This is a genomic window from Agromyces mediolanus, from assembly GCF_044917495.1.
Taxonomy (GTDB): Bacteria; Actinomycetota; Actinomycetes; order Actinomycetales; family Microbacteriaceae; genus Agromyces; species Agromyces mediolanus_B.
The window spans coordinates 15161-30577 of record NZ_JAVSSI010000005.1 but is presented as its reverse complement, the minus strand read 5'-3'; the positions used below and the strand labels follow the sequence as shown (position 1 = coordinate 30577).

Here is a 15417-nt window from a genome sequence, read left to right as displayed (position 1 = left end):
TGATGAAAGGATTCCGCGGAGATCGGACCGGCCGCGCTCGCGACCGCGCCCCGATCACCCACCCAAGCCTAAACCCGTTGCGACCCGGTCGAGGACCCCGCGCCTGGCAGTACCGTGGGAGGCATGGAGTTCTACCGCACGGCGCCCACGCACGACCTGACGTACTCCGACGTGTTCCTCGTTCCGAGCCGCTCCGGCGTGCCGAGCCGGCTCGACGTCTCGCTCGCACCGGACGACGGTTCGGGCGGCTCCATCCCGATCGTGTCGGCGAACATGAACTCGATCACCGGCCCGCGTCTCGCGGCGACCCTCGCCCGGCGCGGCGGGCTCGGTGTGCTGCCGCAGGACCTGCACCTGCAGGATCTCGCCGAGTCGATCCGCTGGGTCAAGGCCCAGTCGCCGAGCTTCGACATCCCGCACCGCTTCTCGCCCGAGCAGACCGTCGCGGACGCGCTCGTCGCGCTCCCCGCGGTCGCCGGGCACGGCCTCGTGCTCGAGGACGAAGAGGGTGCGTTCCGTGGCTGCATCCTCGCGGAGCGGCTCGCCACGGCGCTGCCCGACGCGCGACTCGGCGACCTCGTGCACGGGGGCAGCCCGGCGCTCGACGCCGACGACGTCGACACCGCGCGCCGCGCCTTCGACCTCATGGTCGACGCCGAGCTCGAGTTCGCCCCCGTGCTCCGGCACGGCCGGGTCATCGGCACGCTGAGCCGGCGGAGCGCCCTCCGCGGCACGATCTACGAGGCGAACGTCGACGGGGACGGCCGGCTGCGCGTCGCCGCGGCGGTCGGCATCAACGGCGACGTCGAGGCGAAGGCGCGCGCGCTCGCCGCGGCGGGCGTCGACCTGCTCGTGCTCGACACCGCGCACGGCCACCAGGAGGGGATGGTCGCCGCCGTCCGCCGGGTCCGAGACCTCGATCTCGGTCTGCCGATCGTCGCCGGCAACGTCGTGACGGAGCAGGCGGTGGCCGACCTCGTCGAGGCGGGCGCCGATGTGCTGAAGGTCGGCGTCGGCCCGGGCGCGATGTGCACGACCCGCATGATGACGGCCGTCGGCCGTCCGCAGTTCTCCGCGGTGCTCGAGACGGCGGAGACGGCGGCCGCCCTCGGCGCCAAGGTGTGGGCCGACGGCGGCGTGCGCTACCCGCGCGACGTCGCCCTCGCCCTCGCGGCGGGCGCGGCATCCGTGATGATCGGCTCGTGGTTCGCCGGCACGATCGAGGCGCCGGGCGTGCTCCGCTCGGACGCCGAGGGGCGGCTCTACAAGGAGAGCTGGGGGATGGCGTCGACGAAGGCCGTCCGCGAGCGCTTCGACCGGCTGTCGGCCTACGAGCTCGCCCGCAAGGAGCTCTTCGCCGAGGGCATCTCCTCGTCCGCGATCTACCTCGACCCGCTCCGCCCCTCGCTCGAGGACCTGCTCGACATGATCACCTCGGGCGTGCGCAGCTCCTTCACCTACGCCGGCGCCCGGTCGCTGCCCGAGTTCCGCGATCGTGCGCTCGTCGGCATCCAGTCGGCGGCGGGCTACGAGGAGGGCAAGGCGCTCCCCGTCAGCTGGTGACGGACGCGGCGGCTTCCCAGCCAGGAGGCGGCGGAGCGCCGATATACTGGGCCGACCATGGACGAACCTCCTTCTGCGAACACTCCCGGCCATAGACCCTCGCCCGTGACGCGTCGGGGAGGTGCGCGTGTCTGAGTGGATCCTGCTCGGCATCGGTGTGCTTCTCACGATCGGCACGGGCTTGTTCGTTGCGAGCGAGTTCGCGCTCGTCAACCTCGATCGCGCGGACCTCGAAGCGCGACGCGCCAGGGGCGAGACCCGATTGGGCCTCACCATCCAGGCGCTGAAGATCACCTCCACCCATCTCTCGAGCGCCCAGCTCGGCATCACGCTGACGACGCTGCTCACCGGATACACGATGGAGCCCGCGATCTCGACGCTGCTCGCGGGGCCGCTCACCTCCATCGGGCTCCCGGAGGAGCTCGTGCGGCCGGTCGGGGCGACGACCGCCGTCGTGATCGCGACGCTGCTGTCGATGGTGATCGGCGAGCTCGTGCCGAAGAACTTCGCGCTCGCGCTCCCGCTCGCCACGGCGAAGGTCGTCATGCCGTTTCAGACCGCGTTCACCTGGGTGTTCCGCCCGGCGATCGTCGTGCTGAACGGCAGCGCGAACGCCGTCATCCGCTCCTTCGGCATCGAGCCGAAGGAGGAGCTCTCGGGCGCCCGCTCGGCGGAGGAGCTGAGCTCGCTCGTCCGCCGTTCGGCGAGCGCCGGGGTGCTCGAGCAGGACACGGCGACCCTCCTCGGGCGCACGCTGCGCTTCTCCGGGCACGACGCCTCCGACGTGATGACGCCGCGCCCGCGGCTCGCGGCGGTGCAGCGGCTGGAGCCCGCCGAGGCGGTCATCGAGCTCGCCCGGCAGACCGGCTACTCCCGCTTCCCCGTGTACGACGAGAACCTCGACGACATCGTCGGGGTGGTGCACGTGAAGCAGGCGGTCGCCGTGCCGCGCGAGCGCCGCGGCGAGGTGCCGACCTCGGCGCTGCAGTCCGACGCGCTGCGGGTGCCGGAGACGATGAAGCTCGACTCGCTGCTCGGCGAGCTGCGGGCCCGCGGCTTCCAGATGGCGGTGATCGTCGACGAGTACGGCGGCACCGCCGGCGTCGCGACCCTCGAGGACCTCGTGGAGGAGCTCGTCGGCGAGGTGTCGGACGAGCACGACCGCACCCGCGCGGGCATCGTCCGCCGCGGCGACGAGGTGAGCTTCCCCGGCATCCTGCGACCCGACGAGCTCGAGGAGCGCACCGGCATCCGCGTGCCGGAGAACGGCGACTACGAAACGGTCGCGGGCTTCATCACCGCGGAGCTCGGGCGGCTGCCCGTCGTCGGCGACGAGGTCGAGATCGGCGAGGGCCGGCTCGAGGTGCGCCGACTCGACGGCCGCCGCGTCGACCGGGTGAGGTTCATCCCGACACCGCCCCCCGCGGTCGACGAGGACGGGGGTGAGCGATGAGCGACTGGGCCGGACTCGCCTGGCTGTTCGTGCTGCTGATCGCGAACGCCTTCTTCGTCGGCGCGGAGTTCGCCGTCATCTCGGCGCGCCGCTCGCAGATCGAGCCGCTCGCCGAGCAGGGCAAGCGCAGCGCCAAGACCGCGCTCTGGGCGATGGAGCACGCGACGCTGATGCTCGCGATGAGCCAGCTCGGCATCACGATCTGCTCGCTGCTGATCCTGAACGTCTCCGAGCCGGCGATCCATCACCTGCTCGAGATCCCGCTCGCCCTCACCGGGTGGAGCGAGGAGGTCATCGGCACGATCGCCTTCATCATCACGCTGGTGCTCGTGAGCTACCTGCACGTGGTCTTCGGCGAGATGGTGCCGAAGAACCTCTCGTTCTCGGTGCCGGAGCGCGCCGTGCTGATCCTCGCGCCGCCGCTCGTGTTCATCGCGCGCGTGCTGAAGTTCGTGATCGTGGCGCTGAACGCGACGGCGAACGGCGTGCTGCGGCTCTTCGGCGTGGAGCCGAAGAACGAGGCGACGTCGACGTTCACGCTCGACGAGGTGCAGACGATCGTCGACCAGTCCCGCCGCGAGGGCGTGCTCGACGACGCGAGCGGCACGCTGAGCGCCGCGTTCGAGTTCACGACGAAGCGCGTCTCCGACGTCGCCGTGCCGATGGACTCGCTCGTGAGCCTCCCGCCGGGGGCCACGCCGCGGGACGTCGAGCGCGCGGTGGCGAAGCACGGCTTCTCCCGCTACGTGATCCTCGGCGACGACGGGGAGCCCGACGGCTACGTCCACCTGAAGGACGTCATCGATCTCGACGACGACGAGTTCGACGACCCGCTGCCCGCGAAGCGGGTGCGCCGGCTGGTGTCGGTGTTCGACGGCACCGAGGTCGAGGACGCGCTCTCGACGATGCGCCGCCTCGGCACGCACGTCGCCCGCGCCTTCGACCGGCAGGGCGCGACGACGGGCGTGGTGTTCCTCGAGGACATCATCGAGGAGCTCGTGGGCGAGGTGCACGACGCCACCAGGCGCGGCTGAGCCGCGCTCCCGCCGGAACGGCGACCCCGCAGTCGCGGGGTCGCCGTTCTGCTGCTGCACGCGGCATCCGTCTCTGCTGCTGCACGCGGCACCGGTCCGGGCGTAGACTGGGCGCGACCCGAGGAATCGAGATTCACTCATGTTTGAGACGATCCTGGCGACGGCCGTCCTGCCGGCGCACGACCTCGACCGGGCCCGGCGCTGGTGGGCCGAGGTGCTCGGACGCGAACCCGTCGGCGGCGACCCCGACGGCGAGACGCTCTTCTACGAGATCGGCGGCGTCCCGGTCATGGTCTACCGCACCGGCTTCGCCGGCACGGCGCAGAACACCGCCTTCAACCTGCTCACCGACGACCTCGACCGGGACATGGCCGCGCTCCGCGCCGCGGGGGTCGCGTTCCACGAGTACGCGCTGCCCGAGCTCACCACCGTCGACGGCGTCGCCGAGCTCGGCGACGAGCGCGCCGCGTGGTTCAGCGACAGCGAGGGCAACATCTTCTCGCTCGGCCAGCCGGCGGGGGACTCGGTCGCGCTCGTCGAACGGCTGCGGTCCGGGAGCGGCCCGCGCTGAGCCGAGGGGCTAGCCGGCGCGTTCCCGGAGCCAGCGCTCGAGCGACACGGCATCCGTGAAGACGTGCCCGTCGCCGCCCACCGCACGCGCGCCCTCGACGTTCTCGGCGCGGTTGTCGACGAACAGGAAGTCGGCCGGCGCGATGCCGAGCTCGGCGATGACGTGCTCGTAGATGTCGGCGTTCGGCTTCACGAGGCCGAGCTCCCCGCTCACGAACACCCGCTCGAACAGCGCGCCGAAGGAGCCGTGCCTGAGCCAGCCCGAGAAGTCCGCGCCGGCGTTCGACAGAAGCGCGAGCCGGGTGCCGCCCGCCTGGAGGGCGTGCAGCACGGCGAGCGTGCCCGGGTCGACGCTGAGCCAGCCGCGGTGATCGATCGCCCAGAGCTCGTGCACGTCGATCGGGGAGAGCGCGACGCCCGACCCCGCGGCGACCGCCGCCCAGTACTCGGCGATCGAGCGCGTGCCCTGATCGAGCGCCTCGCGATGCGCCCAGTACTCGCGCCAGAAGTCGGCCTCCCGTTCCGGGGCGACGCCCGCCCGGGCGACGAGGGCCGCGCGGTCGGCGGCGCTCGGCTCCCGGGAGATCACCTCGCCGTAGTCGAAGACGAGCACGGCGGGCGCGAGGGCGATCGGGGCGAGGGCTGTCGGAGTCATCCTCGTCAACCTATCGTTGAAGCATGAACGCTGGCGGATGGCACGAATGGCAGGCCGGGGACGCGGCGGACTGGCTGCGGCCGCCGACGGCGGACGACGACAAGTACTCCCGCGGCGTGCTCGGCGTCGTGACCGGATCGCACGAGTACCCGGGGGCGGCGCTCCTCGGCGTCGAGGCCGCGACCCGCAGCGGCGTCGGCATGGTGCGGTACACCGGTCCCCGCCCGGTGCGCGCCCTGGTCCTCGCTCGCGCGCCCGAGGCCGTCACGACCGCCGGCCGCGTGCAGGCCTGGCTCCTCGGCTCCGGCATGGACCCCGCCCGCCGCTCCTTCGTGCTGATCGGGGAGCTCGAGCACGCCCTCGCGTCCGGAGTGCCGGTCGTGCTCGACGCCGGCGCGCTCGATCTCGTCGGCGCCCATTCGGCGCCCACCGTCATCACACCGCACGCCAGGGAGCTCGCGACCCTCCTCGCCGATCGCGAGATGCGCGCGAGCGTCGAGGAGGTGCGCAGCGACCCGGCCACGTGGGCTGCGCGCGCCGCGAAGGAGATCGGCGTCGTCGTCCTGCTGAAGGGGCCGGTGACCCACATCGCCGATCCCGACGGCGCGGCGATCACGGTGACCGCGCCGACCCATCGGCTCGCGACCGCGGGGAGCGGCGACGTGCTCGGCGGCATCCTCGGCGCGCTCGTCGCCGGGGCGCACGAACGCCTCGCGACGGATGCCCACGCCCTCGCCCCGATCGCCGCGACCGCCGTGCTCGCGCACGGGCTCGCCGCGGAGCGCGCGGTCGCCGCCGTCGGCGGGGGACCGATCGTCGCCTCGGACATCACCGCGCAGGTGCAACGGGTGCTCGGCGAGCTCGCAGGCTGAGTCGAGGGCGCCGGCCCCCGACGCCAGCTCGCCGGCGGCAGCGCGCTGCGCCGGGCCGCGCGTCGCGTCGCGTCGCCCCGAGCGTCGCCCCGAGCGTCGCCACCCGCATCGCGGCGCTGCGCCGCTCAGCCGGGCAGCACCCGGGCGAGGAACGCGCGCGTGCGCTCTTCCCGCGGCGCCGCGAAGAACTCGCGCGACGGCCCCTGCTCGACGATCCGGCCGCCGTCGAGGAAGACCACGCGGTCGGCGACGTCGCGGGCGAACGTCATCTCGTGCGTCGCCATCAGGATGGTCGTGCCGCCGTCGGCGAGCGCCCGCACGAGCGCCAGCACCTCGCCGACCAGTTCGGGATCGAGTGCGCTCGTGACCTCGTCGAGGAGGAGCAGCTCCGGGCCCGTGGCGATCGCCCGCACGATGGCGACGCGCTGCTGCTGCCCGCCGGACAGCCGGTCGGGGTACGCACCGGCGAAGTCGGCGAGCCCGATCGAGGCGAGGAGCTCGTGGCCGCGGCGCTCCGCCTCCGCCTTCGAGCTGCGATGCACGAGGCGCGAGGCGAGCGTGACGTTGTCGAGCACGCTCAGGTGGGGGAACAGGTTGTACTGCTGGAACACCGCGCCGATGCGCGCCCGCACCGCGTCGGCATCCACCCGCGGATCGCTGATGTCGCGCCCGGCGAGCCGGATCACCCCGTCGTCGATCGGCTCGAGCAGGTTCGCGGCGCGGAGGAGGGTCGACTTGCCCGAGCCTGAGGCGCCGATGAGCGCGACGACCTCGTGCGCCCGCACCTCGAGGTCGACGCCGTCGAGCACGACGTGCTCGCCGTACGCCCGGCGCACGCCCTCGAGGGCGAGCACCGGCACGGGCGCCGCCGCGGCATCCGGTGCGGACTCCTCGAACGTGCGGCGGCTCATACGATGCTCCCGATCTGCTCGCGGCGGCGCATCCGCGCGGTCACCCAGTCGGTGAGGCGCACCATCGGCAGGGCGAGGAGCACGAAGAGGAGCCCGGCGACGACGTACGGCGTGAAGTTGAAGTAGTGCGCCGTCTCGATCTGCGCCGCGCGGACGGCGTCGACGGCGCCGAGCACCGAGATGAGGCCCACGTCCTTCTGCATGGCGACGAAGTCGTTCATGAGCGCCGGAGTCACCTTGCGGATCGCCTGGGGCAGCACGACCCGCCGCATCGTCTGCGCATGGCTCAGCCCGAGCGAGCGCGCCGCGAGCCGCTGCGAGGGGTGCACCGCCTCGATGCCGGCGCGGAACACCTCCGCCACGTACGCCGAGTAGACGAGGACGATCGCGATCGTGCCCCAGACGGCGGCGGGCAGGCGCGGGAAGAACTCCAGTGCGGGCACGCCGTAGCCGACCAGGTAGAGCACGATGAGGAGCGGGACGCCCCGGAAGAGGTCGGTGTATCCGGCGGCGATCGCCCGGAGCGGGAAGAAGACGGGTCCTCGGAGCGTGCGGATCGTCGCGAGGGTGATCGCCACCACGAGCACGCCGATCGCCGCGAAGACGAGCACCTGCAGGTTCAGCAGCAGTCCCTCGACGATGCGCGGCAGCGAGGCGAGCGCGATCGCGGGATCGAAGAAGGTCTCGGCGACCTTCGCCCAGCCGGGGGAGCCGATCACGGCCCAGGCGAGGAGCCCCGCGAACACGAGCGTGCTGAGCGCGCTGAGGAGCACCGAGCGCCACGTCTGCCGACGACGGAACGCCCGCCGCCCGAGCTCGAGTTCGCTCGGACGCCAGGCGTCGCCGGTGGGTCGTTCGCTCATGCGGCGGCCGGCGGAGCGCCGACCGGGGCGGGCGGGCGGGTCACTGGAGGACGGGCGCCGTGTCGTCGCCGCCCAGCCACTTCGTCGCGAGCTCGTCGAGGGTGCCGTTCTCGCGGAGGGCGTCGACGGCGGCGCTCACCTTCTCGGTGAGCGGCGAGTCCTTCGCGAGCACGAGCCCGAACTGGTCGCCGCCGCCCGTCGAGGGCAGCTGGCCGATGATCTTGCCGCCGTCGAGCTCCGCACCGGTGAGGTAGAACGCGGTCGGCAGATCGACGACGATCGCGTCGACGGTGCCGCTCTGCAGGGCGAGCTTCGCGTCGTCGTTGGTGTTGAAGATCTGCGCGCCGCCCTCGGGGGCGATGGTCTGCTCGACCGCGGTGAGGCTCGTCGTGCCGGTCTGGGCGCCGATCTTGAACGGCTTCAGCGCCGCGATAGTCGTCGCCCCGGCGGCGGGGGAGTCCTCGACGGTGACGACGACCTGGGTCGTCTCGTAGTACGGCGAGGAGAAGTCGACGGCCTGCTTGCGCTCGTCGGTGATGGAGAACTGCTGCAGGTTGAAGTCGAAGTCCTTCGGACCCGGGGCGATGGCCTGCTCGAAGGTCGAGCGCACCCAGACGACGTCCTCCTTCGCGAAGCCGAGCTCGTCGGCGACCGCGTAGGCGACGGCCGACTCGAAGCCCTCGCCCGACTCGGGCGCGTCGTCGATCACCCAGGGGAAGTACGCCGGCTGCGCGGTGCCGACCGTCAGCTTGCCGTCGGTCACGTACCCCTCCGCGCTCGGGCCGGAGCCGCCCTGGTCATCGCCGCCGGCGGTGCAGCCGGCGAGGGCGAGGGCCGCGGCTGCGGCGAGGGCGACGGCGGTGAGGGTGCGACGGGTCATGGCGGGGCCTTCCGATCGGGATGGCTCCAGCTTGGCGGAACTCGCCGGATTCCGCAGCCCGGATGGCGCCGTATGACGCCCCGACGCGGTTAGGCTCTGAGGCATGCCAGATCGGGTGGGGGGTCGCCGGCCGGCCCGTGGCATCCGCCGGTTCCTCGCCGGCCGCACGGCGGTCTGGCTCGCCTTCGCGCTCGTCCACGCCGCCCTCATCGCGCTGAACCTCTTCGCGCAGGGGCTCCCGCTCGGCGACGTCACCGGCGTCTACCGGATCTGGGCGGAGAACGCGGCGGCCGGCTACGCGCGGATGGGCATCGATCTGCCGTGGGTCTATCCGATCCTCGCTTTCGCCCCCATGGCCGCCTCGCTGGCCTTCGGCGGCGCCTGGTTCGGCGAGACGTGGCTCGGCCTCGTCACCGTGCTGAACGCGCTCACGCTCTCGGTGCTGCTCGGCCGGACGCGCCTCTCGCGCACCCGCCGGGTCGCGGCCTGGTGGTGGCTCGGCTTCCTCGCGCTCCTCGGGCCGATCGCGCTCGGGCGCATCGACGCGGTCACGGTGCCGTTCGCCATGCTCGGGCTCGTGTGGGCGGCCGGGCGCCCGCGCCTCGCCGCCGTGCTCCTCACGATCGGCGCGTGGATCAAGGTGTGGCCCGCCGCGCTCGTCGCCGCCCTCGTGATCGCCCTGCGCCGCCGCGCCGAGGTCGTGATGATCGCGCTCGCGCTCAGCTTCGGCATCCTGGGCGTGAGCGTGCTCGCCGGGGCCGGGGCGAACGCCATCGGCTTCATCGGGGAGCAGGCGGGGCGCGGCCTGCAGGTCGAGGCCCCGCTCGCGGTGCTCTGGCTCTGGGCGATCGTCGCGGGCGACCCCGGTGTGCACATCGCCTACGACCGGGAGATCCTCACGTACCAGGTGTACGGGCCGGGGGTGGAGCTCGCCGCCTGGCTCACGACCCCGCTCCTCGCCGTCGGCGTGGTCGCGGTGCTCGCCGTCGGCATCCGCGCGGCCGGACGCGGAGCGCCCGTCGGCCGGCTCCTCCCGCCGCTCGCGCTCGCCTTCGTCGTCGTGCTGCTCCTCGGCAACAAGGTCGGCTCGCCGCAGTTCGTGACCTGGCTCGCGGCCCCCGTCGTGCTCGGCCTCGTGCTGCGGCCGGCTCGCTTCGCCGTGCCGGCGCTGCTCGCCGCGGGCGCCGCGATCCTCACCCACCTGATCTACCCGTACTGGTACGGCTGGCTCCTCGTCGCCGACCCGGCGTTCGTGCTGCTCCTCACGGGCAAGGTCGTGTTGCTCGCGCTGCTCTTCGTCTGGGCGATCCAGCGGGTGTGGCAGGCTGGGAAGCGGGCCGCGCTCCCGGTGGACTCGGGGTCTGCGGTCCCCGCACGCGATCGACAGGAGGGGCTGAGATGATCCGCGTACTGCGGGAGGGCGAGGGATGGGATTCTCCGCATCTCGAACTGCTCCAGTCCAACATTCTGGAGCAGCTCGATGCGGAGAATGCGCTTCGTGATTTGGGGCTCGAGGCCCAGGCGATGGAGTCCCTGGCCTGGGCGCTGACGGCGAACATCCAGTACGCGTTCGACGTGCGGTGGTCCCCGAAGTGGGTCCCGAAGGGTTCCCCGCACATCTGGACTCAGCGGGGCGAGACCTTCGCGCTGTGCAACGACTGCCTCGCCGAGAGCCCTGCGCTCGGCTCGGCGAAGCAGGCACGGTCATGGTTCGCCTCGCACCGGACGATTCACGAGCACACGGAGTAGGAGCAGACATGCTGGTGGCATTCTCAGTCGCGCCGAGCGGCACCGGCCGGAGCGACGGCTCGGTGCACGACGCCGTCGCGGCAGCGGTGAAGATCGTCCGCGAGTCCGGACTGCCGAACCGCACGACCTCGATGTTCACCGAGATCGAGGGGGAGTGGGACGAGGTCTTCGACGTCGTCCGGCGGGCGACCGACGCGGTCGGCGCCTACGGCTCCCGGGTCTCGCTCGTGCTGAAGGCCGATATCCGCCCGGGCTACGCGGGCGAGCTCGACGCGAAGATCGAGCGGCTCGAGGAAGCGATCGGCGAGGAGTAGCGGCTCGTATCGCCGCGCACGACGGCGGATGACGGCATCCGCTTGTCGAATCGATTCGAGACGTGGCAGAATCGCCGGGTGATCCCCGACTCCTCCGGGCCGACGACGCTGTCGCCGGCCCGTCTTCGTTTCGCGCTGCTGGCGCTCGCCCTCGGCGGCTTCGGCATCGGCGCCACCGAGTTCGTCGCGATGGGCCTGCTGCCCGACATCGCCCGCGACCTGCTCCCAGGACTCGCCGCGTCGTCGCCGGACGAGGCGAACGCCCAGGCCGGATGGCTCATCTCCGCCTACGCGCTCGGCGTGGTGGTGGGTGCGCCGACGATCGCGGCCGCGGCCGCGAAGTGGCCGCGCAAACGGTTGCTGCTCGCGCTCGCCGCGTGGTTCGCCGTCGGCACGCTCGCCTCGGCCCTGCTGCCGAGCTTCGGGCTCGTGCTGGTCGCGCGCTTCGTCGCCGCGCTCCCGCACGGCGCCTACTTCGGCATCGCCTCGCTCGTCGCGGCGAGCCTCATGGGTCCGGGCAAGCGCGCCCGCGGCGTCGCGCTCGTGCTCTCCGGACTCACCATCGCGAACGTCGTCGGCGTGCCGAGCATCACCTGGCTCGGCCAGCTCGCCGGGTGGCGGGTCGCCTACCTCGCCGTCGCCGCGATCTTCGCGCTCACCTTCCTCGCCATCGCCGCCGCGGTGCCCTGGCAGGCCGGCGACCCGGCCGCGAGCATCCGCCGCGAGCTCGGCGCGTTCCGTCGCTCGCAGGTCTGGTTCGCCATCGCGATCGGCGCGATCGGGTTCGGCGGCTTCTTCTCGATGTACAGCTACATCGCCCCGCTCGCGACCGAGGTGACCGGTCTCGAGGCCGCGTTCGTGCCCTTCGTGCTCGTCGCGACGGGCCTCGGCATGACCGTCGGCAACCTCCTCGGCGGACGCCTCGCCGACTGGAGCGTGCGCCGCACGATGTACCTGTTCTTCGCGGCGCTCGCAGCCGCCCTCCTGCTCCTCGCGCTCACGGCGGCGAACCCGGTCGGCCTCTTCGCCGGCGTCTTCCTCGTCGGCGTGACGTCCTCGGCGCTCGCGCCCACGATCCAGACGCGGCTCATGGACGTCGCTCGCGACAGCCAGTCCATCGCCGCGGCGCTCAACCACTCGGCGCTGAACGTCGGCAACAGCATGGGCGCGGTGCTCGGCGGCCTCGTGATCGCGGCCGGCCTCGGCTACCTCGCACCGATCTGGGTCGGCTTCGCGCTCACCCTCGCCGGCATCGTGCTCGCGGTGGCGAGCTTCGCGCTCGACCGGCGACGGATCGGCCGCGGGGTCGACGTGCCCTATGCGACGGGCGCGGTCGCCGCCGCCGAGCGCGACTGAGGCGGACGGCGCGCCGGCGGCGCGCCCCGGGCGGCGGTGCGCTCCGGCCACGCGCCGGCCGAATCGCCCCGGCGCGCGACGCCGGCCGTGCAGCGGGTCAGTCGGCCGTGCAGCGGGTCAGTCGGTCCGCAGCGGATCAGTCGGTCTGGAGCAGGATGCCGTCGGCGATGGCCCGCTTGCGCAGCGCCACCTTCGTGCCGACGTCGTAGCCGGCGACCCGGTACTTCTCGCGGATGCGCTTCAGGTAGCTCTTCGCCGTCTCCTCCGAGATGCCGAGCTGGAAGGCGACCGCCTTCACCGGCTGCCCGGCGCCGTACAGCGCCATGACGCGCCGCTCCTGCGCGGACAGCTTCGGCGCCTGCACGGAGTCGGCGTCGGCGAGGGTGGTCTCGAGCTCCGGCGTGATGTACGAGTCGCCGAGGCGGGCCGCGCGGATCGCCTCGACGATGGTCTCCACCGGCTCCGACTTCACGAGATAGCCGAGCGCGCCCGCGTTCAGCGCCTCCCGGACCACGGCCGGCTCCGAGTACGTGCTCATCAGCATCGTCTGCACGCCCGCCGACTTCAGCATCGACAGCTTGAGCGAGACGGGGATGTTGTCACGGAGGTCGAGGTCGAGCAGCACGACGTCGGCCGGGAACTCAGGATGCGCGAGCAGTTCCGACCAGGACGGCACCGCGGCGACGAGCTGGATGTCGGGCGCTGCACCGCGCAGCCACTCGGATAGGGCGCCGAGCAGCATGCGGTGATCGTCGACGATCGCCAGGCGGATCGGTGCGGCCGGTTCAGGCATTCATCTTCCCCTCGTTCGGGCGCCGCGCGGCGCCGAAGCGGCTGCCGGGGCGTTCGGGTCGACCGGGCAGACGAGTTCGATCCTGATCGAATCCGACGTGGACACGACCTCGTGACTTCCGAGACTACCGAGTGCATCCCAGATGGCGGGGTCCAGATGACGCCGCGCCACGCCGGAAACCTCGATCTCGATCGCGAGCGGGCCCCGTTCGTCGTCGTCGAACGGCTCGCTCCGCACCCGGACGACGACTCTCGCCCCCGCCGCGCGACGCGGACGGCGCTCGCCCGCGATGAGCCAGAGCGCGAGGAGCAGCGCGTCCCGCTGCTCGGCCGCGAGGACCCCGGCGTCGCCGTCGGGATCGTCGATCGTGACCCGCCGGCTGAGGTACGCCGACTCGGTGACCGCGTGCTTCAGCCAGGTGTCGCTCCGGCCCTCGATGAGTCGCACCCGGAGCTTCGCCGCGAGCGCGCCAGCCCGGAGCGCCGCGTCGGTCGGCAGCGGGATCGGCAGGCGGCCCGAGCCGACGTCCTCGAGCAGGGACTCGGCGTCGAAGTCGAGGCGGGCGAGTTCCTCGGAGGCCCGCATGCCGACGGCGCTCCGCGGGGTCTGCACGGTGCTCTGCACGAGGGAGAGGTCGAGTTCGCGGCCCACGAGGCGGCGGAAGCCCACGATCGCGAGCGCCGCGACCACGACGGGCAGCACCGCCGAGACGGCCACGGCGAGCCCGACGACGACGAGCGCACCGGCCTCCGGGAGCTGCACGAGCGCCGCGACCGCGATGGCGCCGCCGATGACGGCGGCCACGGCGACGGGCACCCGGCGGCCGCGGAGCGTCGTCACCGGCATCAGGACGACCGCGGACGCCGCCGCGGCGGTCGGCGCGACGCCGAGGTGCAGGAGCCCCTGGGTCGCCACGAGATCGAGGCCGACCGGCACCGCGATGGCCGTGAACAGCGCGAGATAGACCCAGGCCGGCATCCGGGGCGAGAACAGCCGGGAGACGACGCCGCCGGCGAGGATGACGCCGAGCGCGATCCAGGCGACCCAGGGGTCGCGTCCGGCCGGATACGCCCCGGCCGTGGCGATGAGGTGCACGAGGTGCCCGGCGACGAGCACACCGGCCGCGATCGTGATGCCCGCGGACATCCGTCGTCCGCCGTGCCGCTCCCGCATGTCGACGGCCGCGCGCGCCGAACGGGCGGGCCGGCGGAAGGACCGTTCGATCGTCGAATGGAGTCCGGTCACGGCTTCGGCACCTCGAGCATGACGGTCGTCCCCGCGCCGGGCGAGGAGAACACCCGGGCGCGCCCGCCGACGGCGTGGAGGCGCCCGACGACCGACTCCGCGAAGCCGAGCCGGCCGGGTTCCACGGCGTCGGTCTGGAAGCCGGTACCGGCATCCGTGATCATCGCGCGCACCGCGCGCTCGTCGTCGGTCACGGTGACGTCGGCCTCGTTCACGCCCGAGTGCCGCCGCACGTTCTCGAGGCACTCGCCGAGCGCACCGAGGAGGGCGTCGAGGCTGTCCCGGGGGAGCAGCAGCTGACCCGCGCCGTGCCAGTTCACGTCGAGCCCCATGCGGGCGAAGCGCTGGCGCACCGACTCGAACGTCGAGCCGAGGGCGTCCTCGTCCGCCTCGGGCGCGTACATCGGGTGCGAGCCGACCTCCAGCGGCACGCCGAGCCGCAGCTGTCGCAGCAGCCGGGCGTCGTCGCGGGCCTGGTCGCGGAGCGCGGACTGGCCGACCCCGACGCCGGAATGGGCGAGCAGGCTGAGCGTCGCGAGGACGGTGTCGTGGAGCAGCCTGGCGTCCTGCCGCTGCTGCGACTCCGCCTCGCTCGCGAGCCGCTCCGCCTCGTGCGCGCGGCCGACCTCCGAGATGCGGTCCGCCGCCCGGTCGATCGCCGTCGTCGTCCAGGTGGCGAGCAGGCCGCACGCGGCCCAGCCGGCGATGGCCGCGACGATCGGCAGGAGGGATCCGCGACCGGCCGCCGCGCCGATCCAGACCGCGATCACGACGGCGACGGCGAGGCTCGCGACGATGAGCTGCCCGTGCCGGCGCGGGACGAGGGTGAGGGCGACGGAGGCGGTCGCCGCACCGGCGATGGCGGCGATCGCCGTCGCGCCGGCGGGGCCCGGCGTGTCGAGCCCGAGCAGGAGGATGGCCGCGACCCCGGCCGCGACTGCGCCGATGGCGGTGCCGAGATCACCGCGGTCGGCGTGCAGCGAGATCGCGCCCGCGGCGGCGAGGAGCAGGACGAAGGCGATGATCCGCGCGACCAGACCGGTCGAATCCTGGACGAGGAGGCACAGCGCGGCCCCGGCGCACCCGGACAGGCCGGTCAGCCGCGCGAGCCGGCCGAGGAGCCGGTCGCGTTCGTTGTGGATGCGATGCACGATCTTCC

General features: G+C 73.0%; 16 protein-coding genes. 9 read left to right on the top strand and 7 right to left on the bottom strand.

Annotated features, from left to right (window positions below; translation table 11 throughout):
* Nucleotides 1-123: 123 nt before the first annotated feature.
* The 4 genes from guaB1 (at nucleotide 124) to ROT00_RS08955 (ending at nucleotide 4621) form a co-directional block, all read left to right on the top strand.
* On the top strand, nucleotides 124-1563 hold the full coding sequence (gene guaB1, locus ROT00_RS08970) for a GMP reductase (protein ID WP_404774138.1): 1440 nt from the start codon (nucleotides 124-126) through the stop codon (nucleotides 1561-1563).
* Between the two features lie 127 nt (nucleotides 1564-1690).
* Nucleotides 1691-3016: a hemolysin family protein gene (locus ROT00_RS08965; protein ID WP_404774137.1), complete on the top strand. Its 1326-nt coding sequence runs from the start codon at nucleotides 1691-1693 to the stop codon at nucleotides 3014-3016.
* Entirely contained in the window at nucleotides 3013-4050 is a 1038-nt protein-coding gene (locus ROT00_RS08960) for a hemolysin family protein (protein WP_404774135.1), read from the top strand. Before ROT00_RS08965 ends, ROT00_RS08960 begins: the two co-directional genes overlap by 4 nt.
* Nucleotides 4051-4189: 139 nt before the next feature.
* On the top strand, nucleotides 4190-4621 hold the full coding sequence (locus ROT00_RS08955) for a VOC family protein (RefSeq protein WP_404774134.1): 432 nt from the start codon (nucleotides 4190-4192) through the stop codon (nucleotides 4619-4621).
* Nucleotides 4622-4630: 9 nt separating this feature from the next.
* Here the strand turns inward: ROT00_RS08955 and ROT00_RS08950 are convergent, their stop codons facing one another.
* Nucleotides 4631-5275, bottom strand: a complete 645-nt coding sequence (locus ROT00_RS08950; protein ID WP_404774132.1) for an HAD family hydrolase — start codon at nucleotides 5273-5275, stop codon at nucleotides 4631-4633.
* 23 nt (nucleotides 5276-5298) lie between these two features.
* Between ROT00_RS08950 and ROT00_RS08945 the strand changes: the two genes are divergently transcribed.
* A complete protein-coding gene (locus ROT00_RS08945; protein WP_404774131.1) occupies nucleotides 5299-6147 on the top strand; it encodes an ADP-dependent NAD(P)H-hydrate dehydratase in 849 nt (282 codons plus the stop codon).
* A gap of 125 nt (nucleotides 6148-6272) precedes the next feature.
* Here ROT00_RS08945 and ROT00_RS08940 read toward each other — a convergent pair whose 3' ends face one another.
* From ROT00_RS08940 to ROT00_RS08930, 3 genes are read right to left on the bottom strand one after another with little or no spacing between them, the layout of a single operon-like run.
* Nucleotides 6273-7058, bottom strand: coding sequence for an amino acid ABC transporter ATP-binding protein (locus ROT00_RS08940; protein WP_404774130.1), 786 nt, complete (start codon nucleotides 7056-7058; stop codon nucleotides 6273-6275).
* The gene (locus ROT00_RS08935; protein ID WP_404774129.1) at nucleotides 7055-7921 is read right to left on the bottom strand and encodes an amino acid ABC transporter permease; all 867 of its coding nucleotides are present in this window, start codon (nucleotides 7919-7921) and stop codon (nucleotides 7055-7057) included. The genes ROT00_RS08940 and ROT00_RS08935 overlap by 4 nt, the downstream gene beginning before the upstream one ends.
* A gap of 40 nt (nucleotides 7922-7961) precedes the next feature.
* On the bottom strand, nucleotides 7962-8801 hold the full coding sequence (locus tag ROT00_RS08930; protein ID WP_404774127.1) for an ABC transporter substrate-binding protein: 840 nt from the start codon (nucleotides 8799-8801) through the stop codon (nucleotides 7962-7964).
* A gap of 103 nt (nucleotides 8802-8904) precedes the next feature.
* Between ROT00_RS08930 and ROT00_RS08925 the strand changes: the two genes are divergently transcribed.
* The 4 genes from ROT00_RS08925 to ROT00_RS08910 all read left to right on the top strand — a co-directional run bounded on the left by ROT00_RS08925 (nucleotide 8905) and on the right by ROT00_RS08910 (nucleotide 12220).
* A complete protein-coding gene (locus ROT00_RS08925; RefSeq protein ID WP_404774126.1) occupies nucleotides 8905-10203 on the top strand; it encodes a glycosyltransferase 87 family protein in 1299 nt (432 codons plus the stop codon).
* Entirely contained in the window at nucleotides 10200-10550 is a 351-nt protein-coding gene (locus ROT00_RS08920; protein ID WP_404774124.1) for a hypothetical protein, read from the top strand. Before ROT00_RS08925 ends, ROT00_RS08920 begins: the two co-directional genes overlap by 4 nt.
* Before the next feature lie 8 nt (nucleotides 10551-10558).
* A complete protein-coding gene (locus ROT00_RS08915; RefSeq protein ID WP_404774123.1) occupies nucleotides 10559-10864 on the top strand; it encodes a thiamine-binding protein in 306 nt (101 codons plus the stop codon).
* Between the two features lie 78 nt (nucleotides 10865-10942).
* Nucleotides 10943-12220 carry an MFS transporter gene (locus ROT00_RS08910; protein WP_404774122.1) on the top strand — a complete coding sequence of 426 codons (1278 nt, stop codon included), beginning with the start codon at nucleotides 10943-10945 and terminating at the stop codon, nucleotides 12218-12220.
* Nucleotides 12221-12356: 136 nt separating this feature from the next.
* Here the strand turns inward: ROT00_RS08910 and ROT00_RS08905 are convergent, their stop codons facing one another.
* The 3 genes from ROT00_RS08905 to ROT00_RS08895 are packed head-to-tail and all read right to left on the bottom strand — an operon-like array spanning nucleotide 12357 to nucleotide 15409.
* Nucleotides 12357-13013, bottom strand: coding sequence for a response regulator (locus tag ROT00_RS08905; protein WP_404774120.1), 657 nt, complete (start codon nucleotides 13011-13013; stop codon nucleotides 12357-12359).
* Nucleotides 13014-14258, bottom strand: a complete 1245-nt coding sequence (locus ROT00_RS08900) for a hypothetical protein (RefSeq protein ID WP_404774119.1) — start codon at nucleotides 14256-14258, stop codon at nucleotides 13014-13016.
* Nucleotides 14255-15409, bottom strand: a complete 1155-nt coding sequence (locus ROT00_RS08895) for a sensor histidine kinase (protein ID WP_404774117.1) — start codon at nucleotides 15407-15409, stop codon at nucleotides 14255-14257. The genes ROT00_RS08900 and ROT00_RS08895 overlap by 4 nt, the downstream gene beginning before the upstream one ends.
* Nucleotides 15410-15417: the final 8 nt, after the last annotated feature.

Excerpts from the sequence above, each read along its gene's own strand:
- guaB1 (WP_404774138.1), top strand. The coding sequence starts at position 124 with ATGGAGTTCTACCGCACGGCGCCCACGCACGACCTGACGTACTCCGAC.
- ROT00_RS08960 (WP_404774135.1), top strand. The coding sequence starts at position 3,013 with ATGAGCGACTGGGCCGGACTCGCCTGGCTGTTCGTGCTGCTGATCGCG.
- ROT00_RS08955 (WP_404774134.1), top strand. The coding sequence starts at position 4,190 with ATGTTTGAGACGATCCTGGCGACGGCCGTCCTGCCGGCGCACGACCTC.
- ROT00_RS08950 (WP_404774132.1), bottom strand. The coding sequence starts at position 5,275 with ATGACTCCGACAGCCCTCGCCCCGATCGCCCTCGCGCCCGCCGTGCTC.
- ROT00_RS08945 (WP_404774131.1), top strand. The coding sequence starts at position 5,299 with ATGAACGCTGGCGGATGGCACGAATGGCAGGCCGGGGACGCGGCGGAC.
- ROT00_RS08940 (WP_404774130.1), bottom strand. The coding sequence starts at position 7,058 with ATGAGCCGCCGCACGTTCGAGGAGTCCGCACCGGATGCCGCGGCGGCG.
- ROT00_RS08935 (WP_404774129.1), bottom strand. The coding sequence starts at position 7,921 with ATGAGCGAACGACCCACCGGCGACGCCTGGCGTCCGAGCGAACTCGAG.
- ROT00_RS08930 (WP_404774127.1), bottom strand. The coding sequence starts at position 8,801 with ATGACCCGTCGCACCCTCACCGCCGTCGCCCTCGCCGCAGCCGCGGCC.
- ROT00_RS08925 (WP_404774126.1), top strand. The coding sequence starts at position 8,905 with ATGCCAGATCGGGTGGGGGGTCGCCGGCCGGCCCGTGGCATCCGCCGG.
- ROT00_RS08920 (WP_404774124.1), top strand. The coding sequence starts at position 10,200 with ATGATCCGCGTACTGCGGGAGGGCGAGGGATGGGATTCTCCGCATCTC.
- ROT00_RS08915 (WP_404774123.1), top strand. The coding sequence starts at position 10,559 with ATGCTGGTGGCATTCTCAGTCGCGCCGAGCGGCACCGGCCGGAGCGAC.
- ROT00_RS08905 (WP_404774120.1), bottom strand. The coding sequence starts at position 13,013 with ATGCCTGAACCGGCCGCACCGATCCGCCTGGCGATCGTCGACGATCAC.